The following is a 15,477-nucleotide window of genomic DNA, read 5'->3' as shown; positions in this document are numbered from 1 at the left end:
CGATGCCAACCTTTATCAAGCCCATCCTGCGCGTCGGGATCACCCTGCTGATCGTCCTGGCTGCCGGCATTTTGATCTCCACACTCTGGCAGACCTATGTGCGCTCGCCCTGGACCCGGGATGGCCGGGTCAGCGCGGACGTCGTTCAGATCGCGCCGGAGGTGTCAGGGACGATCGCCGAGGTCGCCGTGAAGGACAATCAATTCGTCCGGCGCGGTGATGTTCTATATCGCCTCGATCCCAAGCGCTTCGCGCTCGCGGTGCAAAGCGCGAACGCCGACCTGGAGGGGCGCCGCGCCGAGGCTTCGGTGAAATCAGCGATCGCTCGTCGTCGTACGGCTCTGGGCGGCGATATTATCGCGACCGAGACCATCGACCAGGCAAATGGCGAGGCTCGCATCGCCCATGCCGCCTACTCCGGATCGGTAGCGGCGCTTGATGTCGCGCGCCTCAATCTCGAGCGCTCCGTCGTTCGAGCGCCGATCGATGGCTATGTGACGAACCTGCGCCTGCGCCCGGGCGACTATGCCGAGGCTGGCAATACGAAGGTGGCTGTCGTCGATTCCAGCAGTTTCTGGGTCACAGGCTATTTCGAAGAAACGAAGCTAGCTGGCATTGCGCCCGGCATGAAGGCTCGGATCCGGCTGATGGGGTTCGAGCAACCCATAGAAGGCCATGTCGTGAGCATCGGGCGAGGCGTCACCGACACCAACGAAAAGGCTGACCAGCGCGGGCTACCGGCAGTCAACCCGGTCTTCACCTGGATCCGCCTTGCTCAACGTATCCCTGTGCGTGTCCAGATCGACAAGGTTCCCCGTGGAATCAGCCTATCGGCCGGCATGAGCTGCAGCATCGCAATCGGCAAAGCCAATAACGATGGCCGTCTCCTCGCCTGGACCCGTCAATTCCTGTGAGGCAGACCATGCGTCCCCAATTCGCGCTGATACCCGTGCTGCTGCTTTCAGCTTGCGCCACCCCAAGGATGGTACGGTATGACGAGCCAGTGCCAACGCTTCCATCTAACTGGAGCGAGCCCTTGCCCGCTGCGGCGGGCGTGGCAGACGTTACCGACCTCAAGACCTGGTGGCGAGGGTTCAAAGACCCGCTTCTTGACCGGCTTGTTGATCAGGCCTTGGTAAACAACCTCGATCTAAAGGTGGCGGCTCAACGGCTCATCGTCGCGCGCGCGGAACGCGATGCGCTCTCGGGCACGCTGAAGCCCAGGATCGGCATTAGCGCCAACAGCCTGCAGCAGCAGACGAGCCGAAGGGTCGAATGGCCGCGCGGCATCGGATTTACCGACACGCAATCTGTGCAACTTGAGGCGAGCTGGGAGATCGACCTGTTCGGCAGACTTCGGCAAAGCGTCGAGGCCGCCGATGCAGAACTTGGTGTAGCCGAGGAAGACCGGCGGTCAGTCCTGCTCAGCCTGCTTGCAGAAATCGCGACAAATTATGTGGAACTGCGCTCTGCCCAGGAGCGCCTCGACATCGCAGAAAGGAATGTCGACCGTCTTAAGGCTACGTTCGATACCCTGACTCGCCTTCAGAGGGCCGGGCTCGCGAGCGGTTCGAGCGTTGCGCAGGCGAGGGCCGAATGGCAGTCGGCTCTCGCTCAACTGCCCTTGTGGCGCGGCCGCATCGCCCGGCATTCGCATGCCATCGGTGTTCTGACAGGAGGGTTTCCTGGCGATCTGGGCCAGGAATTTGAACGCACGCCGCATATCCTGCCATCTGCGCCAGCGCTTCCCGTGTCCGTGCCATCGCAGGTGTTGCGGGACCGGCCCGATGTGCGCGGGGCTGAGCGACGAATAGCTGCGGCTACCGCGCGACAAAACGTCGCTGTGGCGGATCTTTTTCCGCGCTTTCGTATCCCGCTCACCTTGGGTACCGCAGCAAGCGGCTTCGGCTCGCTCTTCTCCGCAGCCAGCACCATCTGGAGTGTTGCGGCAACCGGTAGCCAGACGTTGTTCGACGATGGTCAGCGCAAGGCTCGTATCCGCGCTGCCGAGGCAATCACGGCGACCCAGCGGCTGCAATATGAACAGACCGTCCGCGTCGCCTTCAGGGATGTTGAGGATGCGCTGACCGGGATTGAGACAGAGGCGACGCGCCGCGAAGCTCTCGGCGCCGCGACGGCCGATAGCCAGACAGCCCTTGATCGGGCATTGCGCGAGCGCCGCGCCGGCACGCTGGATTATCTCGATCTGCTGATAGCCCAGCGCGCACTCTTTGCCGCACAAGATTCCCTTGCACAAAGCAAGGCGGCTCAGGCCGTCAACCTTATCGCTCTCGCAAAGGCCCTGGGCGGAGGGTGGCAGACTGTCTTCGAGCAAGAGCGATCAGATACGGTGCCCGAAGCGCAGCTTCCTATAGCTTCGCCTTCGCAAAGATCTCCACCAGTTCGTTGAACTTGGCACGCTGCTGTTCGGCGTCACCCGAGGCGATCGCCTGTTCGACGCAGCAGGCCGCATGGGACTTCAGGATTTGCGTCTCGACCTTGGATAGCGCGGCTTTGACGGCATGCACCTGATGGAGAATGTCGATGCAGTACCTTTGATCTTCGACCATCTGGCCGACACCTTTGACCTGGCCGGCGATCCGGTTGAGGGCCGCGCTTATGTCATTGATGTCGCCTGGATCCACTGCAATACCCCTACCCTGGACGGGTATATAACGCGTCGGCAGGCACTGAGCATGTGGAGCGGCCGCCGACCAACCGATTTCCGCCCGATGAGAGGTTCCCATGAATAGCAAGCAGACGGCTGGGCGCAACATCGCTGTTCTGGCAGCGGCGCAAGCCCTTGGCGGCGCCAGTCCGCCGATTGTGATGTCACTTGGCGGACTGGTGGGGCTGCAGCTTGCCTCCAATCCGGCCTGGGCGACGTTTCCAGTCAGCCTTTTCGGCCTCGGTCTTGCATTTGGCACGCTGCCGGCGGCAGCCATGATGCGACGGTGGGGCAGACGAGCGGGCTATGTCCTGGGAGCCCTGAAGGGAATTCTTGGTGGCGCCGTGGCAGCCCTTGGCATTTTCTCCGGCTCCTTCAAAGTCTTCTGCCTGGGAACCTTCATCGCGGGGCTCTACAGCTCTTACGTACAGAGCTATCGGTTCGCGGCGGCCGATGCAGCGGAGGGCGAAATGAAGACCCGCGCGATCTCGCGGGTGATGGTCGGCGGTCTCATCGGTGCGATCGTGGGCCCGCAGCTTGTGATCTGGACGCGTGACGCCCTGCCACCTCCCTTTGTGGGCAGCTTTCTCAGCCAGGCGATCTTGCCGATGATCGCTATCCCCGTCCTGCTCATGCTTCGAACACCGCGGGCCGAGCAGGCCGCGCAAGGGATCGATACCGGGCGACCCTTGCTCGAGATACTGAGAATGCCACGCTACATTCTTGCGGTCGCGACCGGCGTTGTATCCTATGGCGTTATGGCGTTTGTGATGACGGCCGCGCCCGTCGCGATGGTCAAGCAAGGCTACGGGGTCGATAACGCGGCGCTGGGAATCCAGTGGCATCTTCTTGCCATGTTCGGCCCGAGCTTCTTCACCGGTCGCCTGATGGCCAGGTTCGGGAAGGAGCGGGTGACCGCGTTCGGCCTTGTGCTGCTCGCGGGTTCGGGTGCCGTTGCCTTGAGCGGCGCCGCATTGTCGAACTTTTGGGGATCGCTTGCGCTCCTTGGTGTCGGCTGGAACTTCAGCTTCATTGGAGCGACCGCGATGGTCACCGACTGTCACACCCCTGCAGAACGAGGCAAGGCCCAGGGTGCGAATGACTTTCTCGTCTTCGGGGTGACAGCCATTGTGTCCTTCCTTGCAGGATCGGTGATGCACAGCGCAGGCTGGGTCGTGATCAATTGGGCCATCCTGCCCGCGCTGGCGCTCATGCTGGTGCCATTGGTCTGGCAGGCGTCACGAGCGAAAGTCGCCCCCTGACCTTGTCGTCCTTGGAGAGGAGCCTCATCTCGTGCATATGAACATGTCCACATATGTCGAATGCATGCTGCCAAGAGTGAGATCGAAATGTCTGACGTCCATGAACATACAGGCCCGGACGTGGGGGATGCGCATCTCCGCCTATCGAGCCATGAGATGACTATTCTGGCCGAGACCTTTCGTTTGCTCGGCGATCCGACCCGTCTGCGGATATTGCTGTTTTGCCTGAATGTGCCCAAGGCGGTTGGCGACATTGCAGAAAGCCTCGGTCTTTCCCAGACGCTCGTAAGCCACCATCTGCGGCTACTGCGTGGTGCCCGACTGGTGCGGGGCGAGCGACAGTCTCGCCAGGTTTTCTATCAGGTAGCCGATGCGCATGTCAGTGACATGCTGATCGATATGGCATCCCATATCGGTGAGGATCACAGCGAGGACTGAATCGGCCGTTTGGATGGCCCAGACGCGCGTCAACTCGAGCTTTCTAGCTGGCGCGCGTCTGGGCCGCACTTGAAGCCTTCCCGAACACAGTCCTGAAAGTCCGGGGCAGCCTCAAGAGCATCGCGGCGAGGATCGTTGAAAATCCGCGCGTGCGATCTCTGTCAGAACCAGACCCGAACACCGGCGACGAGATTGAAACCTCCGGTGTCCTCGCCGGCAGCGCGAGCAATTCTGGCCGTCTCGCCGAATTTTCGTTCCCACGCCACACCCACATAGGGCGCAAACTCGCGGACAATCTCGTATCGAACCCGCAGCCCGAGCTCGGCATTGACCAGACCCGACCCGATCCCTTCCGCGCGCATATCCTGCGCGGAAAGGTTCACCTCGGCGCGTGGCTGCGCGACCAGGCGCTGCGTGATACGCTGATCATAATAGCCCTCGATCCTGCCCAGGAGATCGCCTTTGTCCGAGACGAAGGCCGCGCCCTCGATCTCAAACCAGTAGGGGGCCAAGCCTTCAAAGCCGATGACGGCGTATGTGCGCGAAGGCTCTGGTCGGATGTCCTGCCGTACGCCTGCTTGCAGATTGAAGTAGGGGCCAATCGCGCGGCTGTAGAGAGCCTGGACCTCGGCGCCCTCCAGACCGCCACCGAAATCACCTTCGCCTTCAGATTTGACCGTCAGCCGGTTGATGTCCCCGCCGAACCAGGCCTCTCCATCCCAATGATAGCCTTCCTTGCCATCGCGGATCTGGATCTCGGCGAGATTGAGCATGACCTGTGAATAGGACATCCCGCCATGCTCTTTCATCATGGCGTTCCGAACAGGCTTCATCGCATCGCGACCCCAGACCCGATCTGCATAATCTGCGTCGGGCGCTGCTGGCGCCGGTGCATTGCCGGCTGGAAGCGCAGTCCCCGACTGCTCCACCGATGGCATAACGGGAGCGGCCGCCTTCGGGGTGCAATGACCCATTGCCGCATGTTCGGGCGGGCAGGAGGGGTCTGAAGATGTCGCTGACGGGGGTGGTCCAGCTGACGAATCTTCGTCACCTTCCTGCGTGTCGGGCGCCGGTGTACAATGGCCCATCGCCGCATGCTCCGGGGCGCAGACAGGCTGCTTGCGGACTTTGACCTCGGGCGCCGAAGCAGGGACAAGCGGGTCCTTTTTCGCTTCGGCCGGGGCGGGTTTGCAGTGCCCCATGGCGGCATGTTCCGGAGAACATGCCGTCGCCCCCGTCTTGCTTGTCGCGTCCGGTCTATCTGCGGCCGACGCGGGCGCGCTTTGATGCTGAGAATGATCCATGGACTGAGCGCCCGCCGGGCTGGCGAGCGCCAGGACCGACGCCGCACTCAGGAATGCCAGGGTTTTCATGCTCGCAACTCGTTCATATGGCTGAGCCAGGCACTTGGCTTGCCTTTGGCGGCACCGGCAGGCTTGGGTGTGCAATGACCCATGGCGGCATGCTCGGGCGGGCAGGATGGATCGCTCTTCGCAGGCGCCTGGCGCGAAGGCGCAGGCGCTTTGCGTGGCTTCGCCGTGGGCTTGGCCGAGGGCCGGGACGGCGCTTTCCTGGCATCTGCCCGGGTGTTGCCATGCTGACTGTGGTCCATTGTTTGGGCAGCCAGCGGCGCGCTCAAAGCCAGGATCGAGGTTGCGAACAGAGAGATGAGGATTTTCATGCGGCCGTTCCTTCGCGGGGGCGCACGGAGACGATCTGCATCATCCCTGCGTGCATGTGATAAAGCATGTGGCAATGAAACGCCCAGTCGCCCACGGCGTCAGTCGTCACGTCGAACGTCACGGTGCCGCCGGGTTGCACCTGGACGGTATGTTTGCGCGGGGCGTAGGCGCCGTGGCCGGTGACCAGCTCAAAGAAATGTCCATGCAGATGGATGGGGTGCCCCATCATTGTATCGTTGACCAACGTGATGCGGACCCGCTCGTCCTTGAGAAACGGGATGGGCTTTTTCACTTCGCTCAGTTTGACGCCGTCGAACGCCCACATGTAACGTTCCATATTGCCGGTCAGATGGATCCGCATCGATCGGTCCGGCGCTCTTACGTCGGGGTTGCGCTCGACCGCCATGAGATCGCGGTAAACCAGCACCTTGTGGCCGACATCCTTGAGCCCTTGGCCTGGTTCGCCCGTTCGGTCGATCGGCATCGGCGATATCGTCTGAACCGTCGGTGTGTCCTTGACCTCGGGTGCCATCGACATGTCGCGCATCGAATGCTTCATGCCGCCGGTGCCGTGGCTCATCGTCGGTTGGTCCATTGCCGCCGCGTCGCCGGCGGGCTTGCAATGTCCCATCGCCGCATGTTCCGGCGGGCAAGCAGCATCTTTGCCGCTCGAGGGCATGGCCGAATGATCCATGCTGGACATACCCGCCATATCGCCCATCCCCATGTCTTTCATGTCGGCTAAGGGACGCTTGCGCAGCGGCGGAACAATTGCGGCCATGCCCTCGCGCGGAGCAAGGGTGGCGCGCGCCATCCCCGAGCGATCGACACTCTCGCCAACGATCGTATAGGCACGGTCGTCTGCCGGCTCGACGATCACGTCATAGGTCTCGGCAACCGCTACCTGAATTTCGTCGACGCTCACCGGACGAACCGGGAGACCATCTGCCTGCACCACCGTCAGCTTCAAACCGGGAATCCGGAAGTTGAACGTCGTCATCGCCGAGGCGTTGATAATGCGCAGGCGTATGCGCTCGCCCGGATGAAACAGCCCCGTCCAGTTGTCCCGAGGGCCATGGCCGTTCACGAGATAGGTGTAGGTGCTGCCCGTTACGTCTGAAACATCGGTCGGGTCCATGCGCATCGCGCCCCAGGCAAGCCGATCCTTGCCGCTCTGGTCACGGCCAGCGAGCTGGCCAGCCAGCGTCTGCTTCTGGAAATTGAAGTAGCCTCCTTGCTGCTTGAGCTTGCGGAAGATCGTATGCGGGTGAAGCGGGCTGTGGTCGGACAGGACCAGAACATGCTCGCGGTCGGACTTGATCGGGTCCTCGCCGGCGGGGTCGATCACGATCGGGCCATAATGGCCCAGCTGTTCCTGCAGACCCGAATGGCTGTGATACCAATAGGTCCCCGACTGAACGATCGGGAATTCGTAGGTGAAGGTCGACCTGGGCTTGATCCCGGGGAAACTCACGCCTGGAACGCCGTCCATCTGGAAGGGGAGGATCAGCCCGTGCCAGTGGATCGAGCTGTCCTCGTCCAGTGCATTTTCAACATGGAGGCGGACCTTCTGTCCTTCCCGCAGCCGAACAAGCGGCGCGGGCACTGTGCCGTTGATGCCGATCGCATGGCTCATCCGGCCATCGATCGTCATCATCTGCGCAGCGATCTTCAGATGGATTTCATCGCCGGACACTGTCGGGAGTGGCCGCACGATACCGGCGGACACGGGTTGGGCCCAGGCAGGAAACCAGCTGGCGAGCGCAGCCGTTCCTCCCAAAGCCGCGCTTCCCCGAAGGAGGGCACGGCGGTCGATCAAATCAGTCATGTCGCCTCTCAAGTCCCTCAGAGGGGATAAAACGACATACCTTGTCCACCTTCCCATCATGGTAAGGTCAAGCTCTTTCTCGCGAACGCAATCTGGCAATGTGTTCGATCGCCATGAAGCAGCGAACCCGTTCTGATCACGCCGCTTCCGAGACACCAAAAAGGTGCGCTTGCGTCGCGAGCGATTTATTACGATAAGTAAGTTACGAATCGTAATATGAGTTTGTTCCGGTGGTGAAGTTGTCCGCGGCGGATCGCCGCAATGCCCTACTCGACGCTGCATGGTCGTATGTTGCCGAGCACGGCGTGCATGCTCTGACGCTGGCCGAGGCGGCCGAGCGGGGAGGGGTCTCCAAGCCGATTGCCTATAACCATTTCCAGAGCCGGGCAGGGCTGCTCTGCGCGCTCTATGATCGCTACTATACCGGCCATATCGAGGAGCTGACCAAGGCCCTCGAGCGCGCAGCTACGGTCGAGGAGGCGGCTAAAGTCATCGCCCAGGCCTATGTCGATTGCGTCGAGCAGTCAGGGCCTGTGGCAGCGGCGCTGGCTGGCGCTCTGAGTGGCGGCGCCGAAATGGAAACCATGCGCCGGGACTGCGATGATCGCTATGTCGGCCTTTGCGTTGCGACGCTCGAGTCTCGCGCTGCACGTCCCATCCATTTTGCCTCGGTCGTAGCCTTTGTCGGCGCCGCCGCATCGCTCTCGAACGAGGTGCAGCGCGGCCGCATTTCGAAGAAGGAAGCGGTCGATCATCTTGCCGGTCTACTCGCCTCGGCGGTGACCTGACGACGTTCAAGACAGAAAAGAGGATCTGACGATGAAAGTGCAACTCCCTTTGATGGTGATCGCAATGGGTCTGGCGCTGCCGGCGAATGCTCAGCAAATGGGCGATGAAAAAGTGAACCTGGCCCTGCCGGGAATCAGCTTCACCCGATCGCTTAATCAGGCGGCAAGATCCGCGAAGGTTGAAGGAGGAATGATCTCGCTGGCGAGCGAGGGCGGGCGTGACAATTTCCGCGATCCCGACGGCAAGCTGTCGAACAACACTGCGCCGGTTCTCCTGGCAGAAGTCGATAATGCCAAGTCCTGGACGTTGTCAGGTTTGGTGACCCCGTCGTTCAACGCTACCTACGACGCCGGCACCTTCTACATATGGGTCGATGATGCCCACTGGCTCAAAATGGCGATGGAGCGTGATGAGCGGGGACGGGTTCGCATCGTCAGCGTCCGCACGAACGACACCTCCGATGACAACAATCATGATGTTGTGACAGCGCCGAATGTCTGGATGAAAATCTCTTCGGATACGAAAACGGTCGGGTTCTACTATTCGACGGACCAGAAGAGCTGGCAGCTGATCCGCTTGTTCAAAAATGACTATCCTCAGAAGCTGTGGGTGGGCGTGAGCGCGCAATCGCCGCAGGGCAAGGGATCTGTGACCCAGTTCCGGGACCTGACCCTGACCAAGACCAGCATTTCGGATTTTCGCCTCGGCCTCTGACGGCGCAAAATCGACCCGGGAAAGACAACGACAATGAAGATTCTCATCGTTGGGGCTAACGGCCTCATGGGACAGGCTGCGCTCAAAGGCCTCGCCCACCACGACGTCGTGACCGCCAGCCGCTCTGGCTCGACATGCGATCACCAAGTGGACATTACCAACACGGCATCTATCCGAGCGCTGTTTGAAAAGGTCGGACAAGTCGATGCCGTGATCTGCGCCGTTGGCCACTGCGAGTACGCGCCCTTCGTGACCATGACCGATGATCAATGGCGCGTAACCATCGAAAGCAAGCTGCTCGGGCAGATCAACCTGGTGCGTGTAGGCTGTGACTATGTCGCTGACTGCGGCTCGTTTACCCTCATTTCCGGGATCTTGAATATCAAGCCCGTTCCCGAGGCGATCGCGGATGCGACGACCAGCGGCGCGATCGACACATTCGTGCGCTGCGTCGCGCACGAAATGCCGCGCGGCATACGGATCAACGTGGTCAATCCGACCGTCCTCGAGGAGGCGTGGGACGTCTATGGTGCCATGATGCCGGGCTTCGAGCCGGTTCCGGGCGCGCTCGTGGGGAAGGCATTTCAACGGTCGGTCGAAGGGTTCATATCCGGTGAGGTTCTGATCGTGGACGCCTGATGTCGCTGGCAGCTCCCGCGTTCGCGGGGCTTTCGAATACCCAGCTATGATCGCAGCCCAGTGGCCTTCGACAAGGCAGGCCTTGGCCCCCGACCGGGCATCAACCGCGACCGGTCATAAAGTAAACAAACAGCGATCCGGCGCCGACGAGCATCAAGAGCCATGCCACAAGCCTGCCGATCCGTTCGAGCGTCCGGATCAGGAGGGCATGGCCGTAGGAGTTGAATTCCTGCACGCCTGCGACATTGCGCCGATTGAACGCTCGTTGATTGGTCCAAAGGATGATGCCGACGCCCAAGGCCAGCATGATGGCTCCTACGGTCACATTCATCAGACGTCCTTTCAGCAGTGTGTTCGTTGCAACTCATCAACTGTGGCGGATGCAAATGCGCCTCGGCTCCATTGTTGGATACCGAGGCGCACCCATGGCTGGGTGTTGCGTTGATCAACACCCAGCCACCTGGCCGACCCAAGGGCTCAGGGGGACTGGGGGGCAGCCCAGAGGAGGCCGGCCATAGGGATGCGCGGCTTACTGGCTACGGTCAGCGAGCCACTTCTTCATGAGCGCGATTTCTTTCTCCTGCGCATCGATGATGGCCTGCGCCAATTTGCTCACTTCGGGATCGGAGCCGTGATCGAGAACGACGCGGGCCATGTCGATCGCGCCTTGATGGTGCGGGATCATGCCGCGCAGGAAATCGAGGTCAGCGTCCCCGCTGAACTCAATCGCCATGTCCGCATGCATGCGGTTATTTGCGACCTGATAATCGCGAATGACAGGGTTATCCGACAGGCCTTCGGCCTGATGCTCGCTATGTCCTTCGTGCTTCACGACTGCACCTCCTCGGCGCTTTCGACCAAAGTGGTCGGATAGCCATCGTCCGCCAGCGCCTTCTGGATATCTTCCTGGCTTGCGGTGGTGGTCACGGAAATGGTGCGCGACACGGTATCGGCCTCGACAGTGGCCGCAGGATCGACCTTGCCGATCGCCTCGTTGATGTGCCGGACGCACGATCCGCAGGTCATGTCCTGGACGTGGAACTGCATCGGGATTCTCCTCAAAATTCGAGTTCGTCCCGTAAGAAATGGGGCTTGCCATCGTTGGAAGGTCAACCCGCCCGGCCAAAAAAACTTGAACCTTGACCTTCCAATGATGGGAAGCCTCACATGGGGTTGGTCAAGTTCGCGAGAATCGAGGAAGCGGAACATGCTGGCCGAAAAATCCCCCATCGAAACAGATGTTTCGACAATCACCCTGCCCATCGAGGGTATGACCTGCGCGTCGTGCGTGGGCCGCGTCGAACGCGCAATCGGCAAGATCGAAGGCGTGAGCGCGGTCAACGTCAATCTCGCAACCGAGCGGGCAAGCATCACGACGGGAGGCCCGGTCAATCGGTCCGAGCTGGTAAAAGCGGTCGAGTCGGCGGGCTATACGGTGCCAGCAGAAACCACAGAACTTACCGTGCTCGGCATGACCTGTGCGTCATGCGTCGGGCGCGTCGAGCGTGCGCTCAAGGCCGTGCCGGGTGTGGTGGAAGCGAGCGTCAATCTGGCGACCGAGCGCGCCACGATCCGCGGCGCGGCTGACGCAAAGTCGCTGATCGCTGCCATCGCTGGCGCGGGGTATGAAGCAAAACCTCTGGCCGCGAAGGCCGCCGATGCCGATGACGGCGACGATCGAAAGGAAGAGGAGCGCAAGCTGCTCAAGCGCGATCTCACCATCGCGGTGATCCTCGCTCTCCCGGTCTTTCTCATGGAAATGGGGTCTCACCTCATTCCCAGCGTCCATATGTACATTGCGATGTCGATCGGCATGCAGACGAGCTGGTACATTCAGTTCGCGCTGACGACCCTCGTGCTCGCAATTCCAGGCTTTCGTTTCTACCAGAAAGGCCTCCCGGCCCTGATCCGGCTCGCTCCGGACATGAACTCGCTCGTCGCGGTCGGCACGCTGGCGGCATATGGCTATTCGCTTGTTGCCACTTTCGCTCCGACGCTTCTCCCGCCAGGGACAGTGAACGTCTATTATGAGGCGGCAGCGGTCATCATCGCGTTGATCCTGCTCGGCCGCTATCTGGAGGCGAGGGCAAAAGGGCGCACGTCCGAGGCGATCAAGCGTCTCGTTGGCCTCCAGGCCAAAACAGCGCGCGTACGCCGTGCCGACGGTACGGTCGAAGTTGCCGTCGCAGACGTCGTTGCGGGCGACATCATCGAAGTTCGGCCCGGTGAACGGATCCCTGTCGACGGCGAGGTTATCGAGGGCGAAAGCTACGTCGATGAATCCATGATCACCGGTGAGCCAATTCCGGCCAGGAAAGCGGAAGGGGCGAGCCTCGTCGGGGGCACTGTCAACCAGAAGGGGGCTCTGGCATTCCGCGCAACGGCAGTCGGCGATGCCACCATGCTGTCCCAGATCATTCGCATGGTCGAGCAGGCGCAAGGATCGAAGCTGCCGATCCAGGCGCTCGTGGACAAGGTGACGATGTGGTTCGTGCCCGCTGTCATGGCGGTGGCCGCGCTCACGTTCGGCGCCTGGCTGGTATTCGGTCCGTCCCCGGCCTTGACCTTCGCGCTGGTCAATGCGGTCGCGGTCCTCATCATTGCCTGCCCCTGCGCGATGGGTCTGGCGACGCCTACAGCCATCATGGTTGGCACCGGGCGGGGAGCTGAACTGGGCATTCTGTTCCGCAAGGGAGAAGCGCTGCAGCTGCTGCGTGATGCCAAGGTCGTCGCCGTCGACAAGACCGGCACGCTGACCGAAGGCCGACCTGCGCTGACGGACTTGCAGGTCACGCTCGGCTTCGACCGGTCGGCCGTTCTCGCCCGGATTGCGGCAGTAGAGGACAAGTCCGAACATCCGATTGCCCGCGCTATTGTCGACGCCGCTCTTGCCGAGAAGCTTAGTCTCGCTGAGGTGGCCAACTTTGAATCCCTGACCGGGCGCGGTGTTCGCGCCGAGGTGCTTGGCGATCGGGTCGAAATCGGGGCGGATCGCTACATGCGCGAGCTTGGTCTGGACGTCACCGCTTTCGCCAAGACAGCATCACGCCTGGCCGCTGAAGGCAAGTCGCCCCTCTATGCAGCGATCAATGGCAAGCTTGCAGCCGTCATCGCTGTGGCTGATCCCATCAAGGAAACGACCCCTGCGGCCATTGCCGCTCTTCACGGTCTCGGCCTGAAGGTTGCGATGATCACCGGCGACAATCAGCACACCGCCCAGGCGATCGCGCGCCAGTTGGGCATCGACGAGGTTGTCGCTGAAGTCCTGCCTGACGGAAAGGTCGAGGCCGTACGCCGCCTGAAAGCAGAATATGGTCGCCTCGCCTTCATCGGTGACGGCATCAACGATGCACCGGCGCTTGCCGAGGCAGACGTCGGGATTGCGGTCGGCACGGGCACGGACATCGCCATCGAGGCTGCCGACGTCGTGCTGATGTCGGGCCACCTCAACGGCGTGGCGTCGGCGATCGCGCTCTCTCGTGCCACGATCGGGAACATCCGCCAGAACCTCTTCTGGGCCTTCGCCTATAATACGGCGCTCATCCCGGTCGCTGCCGGTGCTTTATGGCCGATCTGGGGCATCCTGCTGTCACCGGTGTTTGCTGCCGGCGCGATGGCAATGTCGAGCGTGTTCGTCCTCGGTAATTCGCTGCGGCTTCGGGGATTCCAACCCCCGGAGGGATCGACTGGCACGCTTGAAAAGGGAGCGGGGCGATGAACATCGGCCAAGCAGCCAAGGCGTCCGGCGTCTCCGCTAAGATGATCCGCTACTATGAGCAGACTGGCCTCATTCCAAAGGCGGATCGCCGGGATTCAGGTTATCGGGACTATTCACCGGGCGACGTCAACATGCTCCGTTTCATCCGACGCGCGCGGGACCTTGGGTTCGCGGTGACGGAGATCAACGAGCTCCTCAACCTGTGGCGCGACCGGTCGCGCCACAGCGCCGACGTCAAGCGGATTGCGCAGTCGCATATTTTCGAGCTGCAGGACCGCATCAAGGGGCTCAACCAGATGGTCGATACGTTGCAGGGGCTGGTGAGTTGCTGCGCCGGCGATGACCGTCCAGACTGCCCGATTATCGCGGATCTTGAAGAGCCTTCATCGGGAAGTGCGTTACCGGCCCCGGCCTCTGTCGGAATTGGCCGCCTGCGTCATCGACCCTGAAGTCCTCTGTGCTCTCCGGTAATTCACTGAACATCGTCGCGGATTGGGGGACGCCGATGGTAGAGAGCTTATCAGGGAAGGCCAAGACGGACGGAACGGTAGAGGGGGAGTGCATCAATGGCCTTGGAGTTCCGGCAGGGGTGGGGATGGCTGGTACTCGCTGCGCTCACGGTTTCCACCATCGGCGATGAAATTACGCTTCTCACGCTTATGTTTCGGACCGCCGAAGGTTCATCGGCATATGGCGTCCCAACCCTGCTCATCGCGGAGCTGCTTCCCGGCCTGATCGCCGCCCCTTGGGCGGGGCGGCTGATAGATCGCAGGGACGCAGCTCTGGTGCTGATCGTCGTCTCGGCACTGCAGGCAGTCGTGATCGCGATCGTCGCAGCTATCCCGCCGATGACCCTCGTCGGTGCGGCGGTTCTGAGCCTGCTGTTCACAATCAGCAGTGCCGCCACCTTTGCGCTCATTCCGGTCCTTTCCGGCGCGCTCGGCATGACGCTGGCGCGCGCGAACAGCTATCTCGAAATCGTCCGTAGTTTGGGCATGCTGGCAGGTCCGGTCGCAGGTGGAATCCTAATCGGTTGGATCGGGGCCAGCAACGCACTTATGGTCGATGCCACCAGCTTTGCCGTTTTGTGCTGCATCGTAGCTATGAGTGGCCTGCGCCGCAGACCCCAGAAGGAAGAAGCGGCAGAGCCTGATCTGTTCGCCGACTACCGCCCATTACTCGGTAATCGAAGAATTATGGTGGTCACGGGCGCGCTGAGCCTGGAGGTTTTTGCCACGGCAATTGCTGACGTCGCTTTCGTTTTCCTGGTGATGATGACGCTGAAGAGCGGGCCTGTTGCATTTGGCGTGCTTACCGCCCTCTGGGCCGCCGGGATGCTCCTTGGCGCGACGATGGCCGAAACCGTCATCGGCAACAGATTGGGAGCGACAGCGTTCGGGACGGCTGGGGTCATGGGGGCGACCATGCTGCTGATCGGCCTAGCGCCAAGCACACTGGCGATCGTCGCCATCGCGTTCGTCGCCGGCGGCGGGGCTAACAGCATCCACAACGTTGCCGTGCGAACGTTGCTCCAATCCGAGTGTCCGCCGGCCCAACATGGCAAGGTTGCTGCAATCTACGGCGCAGTCACTCGGACCGCCACTATTGGTGGATACGTCGCCGGCGGGCTGTTTGTCCCGGATGATGCGCCGAGCGCTTACCTCGTCGGTGGAATGCTGGGCGTTGCAGCGGGCATGGTCGGGTGGCGAGTTTTTAATGGCAAGTGGAAGACGGCTTAA

Annotated in this window: 17 protein-coding genes; 10 read left to right on the top strand and 7 right to left on the bottom strand. The window is 61.6% G+C overall.

All coding sequences use genetic code 11. From position 1 onward, the window contains the following. Window positions 1–2: 2 nt before the first annotated feature. Both ACH0CP_RS16840 and ACH0CP_RS16835 read left to right on the top strand, forming a co-directional pair. Window positions 3–914: an efflux RND transporter periplasmic adaptor subunit gene (locus ACH0CP_RS16840; RefSeq protein ID WP_037445086.1), complete on the top strand. Its 912-nt coding sequence runs from the start codon at window positions 3–5 to the stop codon at window positions 912–914. Window positions 915–922: 8 nt separating this feature from the next. Next, a complete protein-coding gene (locus ACH0CP_RS16835) occupies window positions 923–2,410 on the top strand; it encodes an efflux transporter outer membrane subunit (protein WP_125445809.1) in 1,488 nt (495 codons plus the stop codon). On the opposite strand, the gene ACH0CP_RS16830 is transcribed toward ACH0CP_RS16835, so the two are convergent. After that, window positions 2,370–2,645 carry a metal-sensitive transcriptional regulator gene (locus tag ACH0CP_RS16830; protein ID WP_017502085.1) on the bottom strand — a complete coding sequence of 92 codons (276 nt, stop codon included), beginning with the start codon at window positions 2,643–2,645 and terminating at the stop codon, window positions 2,370–2,372. The two genes, ACH0CP_RS16835 and ACH0CP_RS16830, sit on opposite strands and share 41 nt — an antisense overlap. A 100-nt stretch (window positions 2,646–2,745) precedes the next feature. Between ACH0CP_RS16830 and ACH0CP_RS16825 the strand changes: the two genes are divergently transcribed. Together ACH0CP_RS16825 and ACH0CP_RS16820 are read left to right on the top strand one after the other, a co-directional pair. Further along, window positions 2,746–3,930: an MFS transporter gene (locus tag ACH0CP_RS16825; RefSeq protein ID WP_037445089.1), complete on the top strand. Its 1,185-nt coding sequence runs from the start codon at window positions 2,746–2,748 to the stop codon at window positions 3,928–3,930. An 87-nt stretch (window positions 3,931–4,017) separates the two neighbouring features. Next, window positions 4,018–4,368 (top strand): metalloregulator ArsR/SmtB family transcription factor, encoded by a 351-nt coding sequence (locus tag ACH0CP_RS16820; protein ID WP_048938679.1) that lies wholly within the window; start codon window positions 4,018–4,020, stop codon window positions 4,366–4,368. A gap of 161 nt (window positions 4,369–4,529) precedes the next feature. On the opposite strand, the gene ACH0CP_RS16815 is transcribed toward ACH0CP_RS16820, so the two are convergent. The 3 genes from ACH0CP_RS16815 to ACH0CP_RS16805 are packed head-to-tail and all read right to left on the bottom strand — an operon-like array spanning window position 4,530 to window position 7,878. Beyond that, window positions 4,530–5,741, bottom strand: a complete 1,212-nt coding sequence (locus tag ACH0CP_RS16815; RefSeq protein WP_037445092.1) for a copper resistance protein B — start codon at window positions 5,739–5,741, stop codon at window positions 4,530–4,532. After that, on the bottom strand, window positions 5,738–6,049 hold the full coding sequence (locus ACH0CP_RS16810) for a hypothetical protein (RefSeq protein ID WP_125445810.1): 312 nt from the start codon (window positions 6,047–6,049) through the stop codon (window positions 5,738–5,740). The genes ACH0CP_RS16815 and ACH0CP_RS16810 overlap by 4 nt, the downstream gene beginning before the upstream one ends. Next, on the bottom strand, window positions 6,046–7,878 hold the full coding sequence (locus ACH0CP_RS16805) for a copper resistance system multicopper oxidase (protein WP_037445095.1): 1,833 nt from the start codon (window positions 7,876–7,878) through the stop codon (window positions 6,046–6,048). The genes ACH0CP_RS16810 and ACH0CP_RS16805 overlap by 4 nt, the downstream gene beginning before the upstream one ends. Window positions 7,879–8,117: 239 nt before the next feature. Between ACH0CP_RS16805 and ACH0CP_RS16800 the strand changes: the two genes are divergently transcribed. From ACH0CP_RS16800 to ACH0CP_RS16790, 3 genes are read left to right on the top strand one after another with little or no spacing between them, the layout of a single operon-like run. Continuing rightward, window positions 8,118–8,666, top strand: coding sequence for a TetR/AcrR family transcriptional regulator (locus ACH0CP_RS16800; protein ID WP_237449739.1), 549 nt, complete (start codon window positions 8,118–8,120; stop codon window positions 8,664–8,666). A gap of 31 nt (window positions 8,667–8,697) precedes the next feature. Continuing rightward, window positions 8,698–9,381, top strand: coding sequence for a DUF1349 domain-containing protein (locus tag ACH0CP_RS16795; protein WP_048938673.1), 684 nt, complete (start codon window positions 8,698–8,700; stop codon window positions 9,379–9,381). 33 nt (window positions 9,382–9,414) lie between these two features. Beyond that, window positions 9,415–10,020 (top strand): short chain dehydrogenase, encoded by a 606-nt coding sequence (locus ACH0CP_RS16790; protein ID WP_021224427.1) that lies wholly within the window; start codon window positions 9,415–9,417, stop codon window positions 10,018–10,020. Between the two features lie 100 nt (window positions 10,021–10,120). On the opposite strand, the gene ACH0CP_RS16785 is transcribed toward ACH0CP_RS16790, so the two are convergent. The 3 genes from ACH0CP_RS16785 to ACH0CP_RS16775 form a co-directional block, all read right to left on the bottom strand. Beyond that, window positions 10,121–10,351 carry a hypothetical protein gene (locus ACH0CP_RS16785; RefSeq protein ID WP_020819848.1) on the bottom strand — a complete coding sequence of 77 codons (231 nt, stop codon included), beginning with the start codon at window positions 10,349–10,351 and terminating at the stop codon, window positions 10,121–10,123. Between the two features lie 198 nt (window positions 10,352–10,549). Further along, window positions 10,550–10,852, bottom strand: coding sequence for a DUF305 domain-containing protein (locus tag ACH0CP_RS16780; RefSeq protein WP_020819849.1), 303 nt, complete (start codon window positions 10,850–10,852; stop codon window positions 10,550–10,552). After that, on the bottom strand, window positions 10,849–11,067 hold the full coding sequence (locus ACH0CP_RS16775; RefSeq protein ID WP_020819850.1) for a heavy-metal-associated domain-containing protein: 219 nt from the start codon (window positions 11,065–11,067) through the stop codon (window positions 10,849–10,851). Before ACH0CP_RS16775 ends, ACH0CP_RS16780 begins: the two co-directional genes overlap by 4 nt. Before the next feature lie 160 nt (window positions 11,068–11,227). Here ACH0CP_RS16775 and ACH0CP_RS16770 point away from each other — a divergent pair, with 160 nt between their 5' ends. The 3 genes from ACH0CP_RS16770 to ACH0CP_RS16760 all read left to right on the top strand — a co-directional run bounded on the left by ACH0CP_RS16770 (window position 11,228) and on the right by ACH0CP_RS16760 (window position 15,477). Further along, on the top strand, window positions 11,228–13,738 hold the full coding sequence (locus ACH0CP_RS16770; protein ID WP_020819851.1) for a heavy metal translocating P-type ATPase: 2,511 nt from the start codon (window positions 11,228–11,230) through the stop codon (window positions 13,736–13,738). Further along, the gene (gene cueR / locus ACH0CP_RS16765; protein ID WP_020819852.1) at window positions 13,735–14,187 is read left to right on the top strand and encodes a Cu(I)-responsive transcriptional regulator; all 453 of its coding nucleotides are present in this window, start codon (window positions 13,735–13,737) and stop codon (window positions 14,185–14,187) included. The genes ACH0CP_RS16770 and cueR overlap by 4 nt, the downstream gene beginning before the upstream one ends. Before the next feature lie 117 nt (window positions 14,188–14,304). Beyond that, window positions 14,305–15,477: an MFS transporter gene (locus ACH0CP_RS16760; protein WP_020819853.1), complete on the top strand. Its 1,173-nt coding sequence runs from the start codon at window positions 14,305–14,307 to the stop codon at window positions 15,475–15,477.

Origin of the sequence: Sphingomonas sp. 179-I 2A4 NHS (assembly GCF_045369135.1) — a bacterium.
Taxonomy (GTDB): Bacteria; Pseudomonadota; Alphaproteobacteria; order Sphingomonadales; family Sphingomonadaceae; genus Sphingomonas.
Note: the sequence above shows the minus strand (reverse complement) of the source record. Positions and strands in the feature narration are given on the sequence as shown.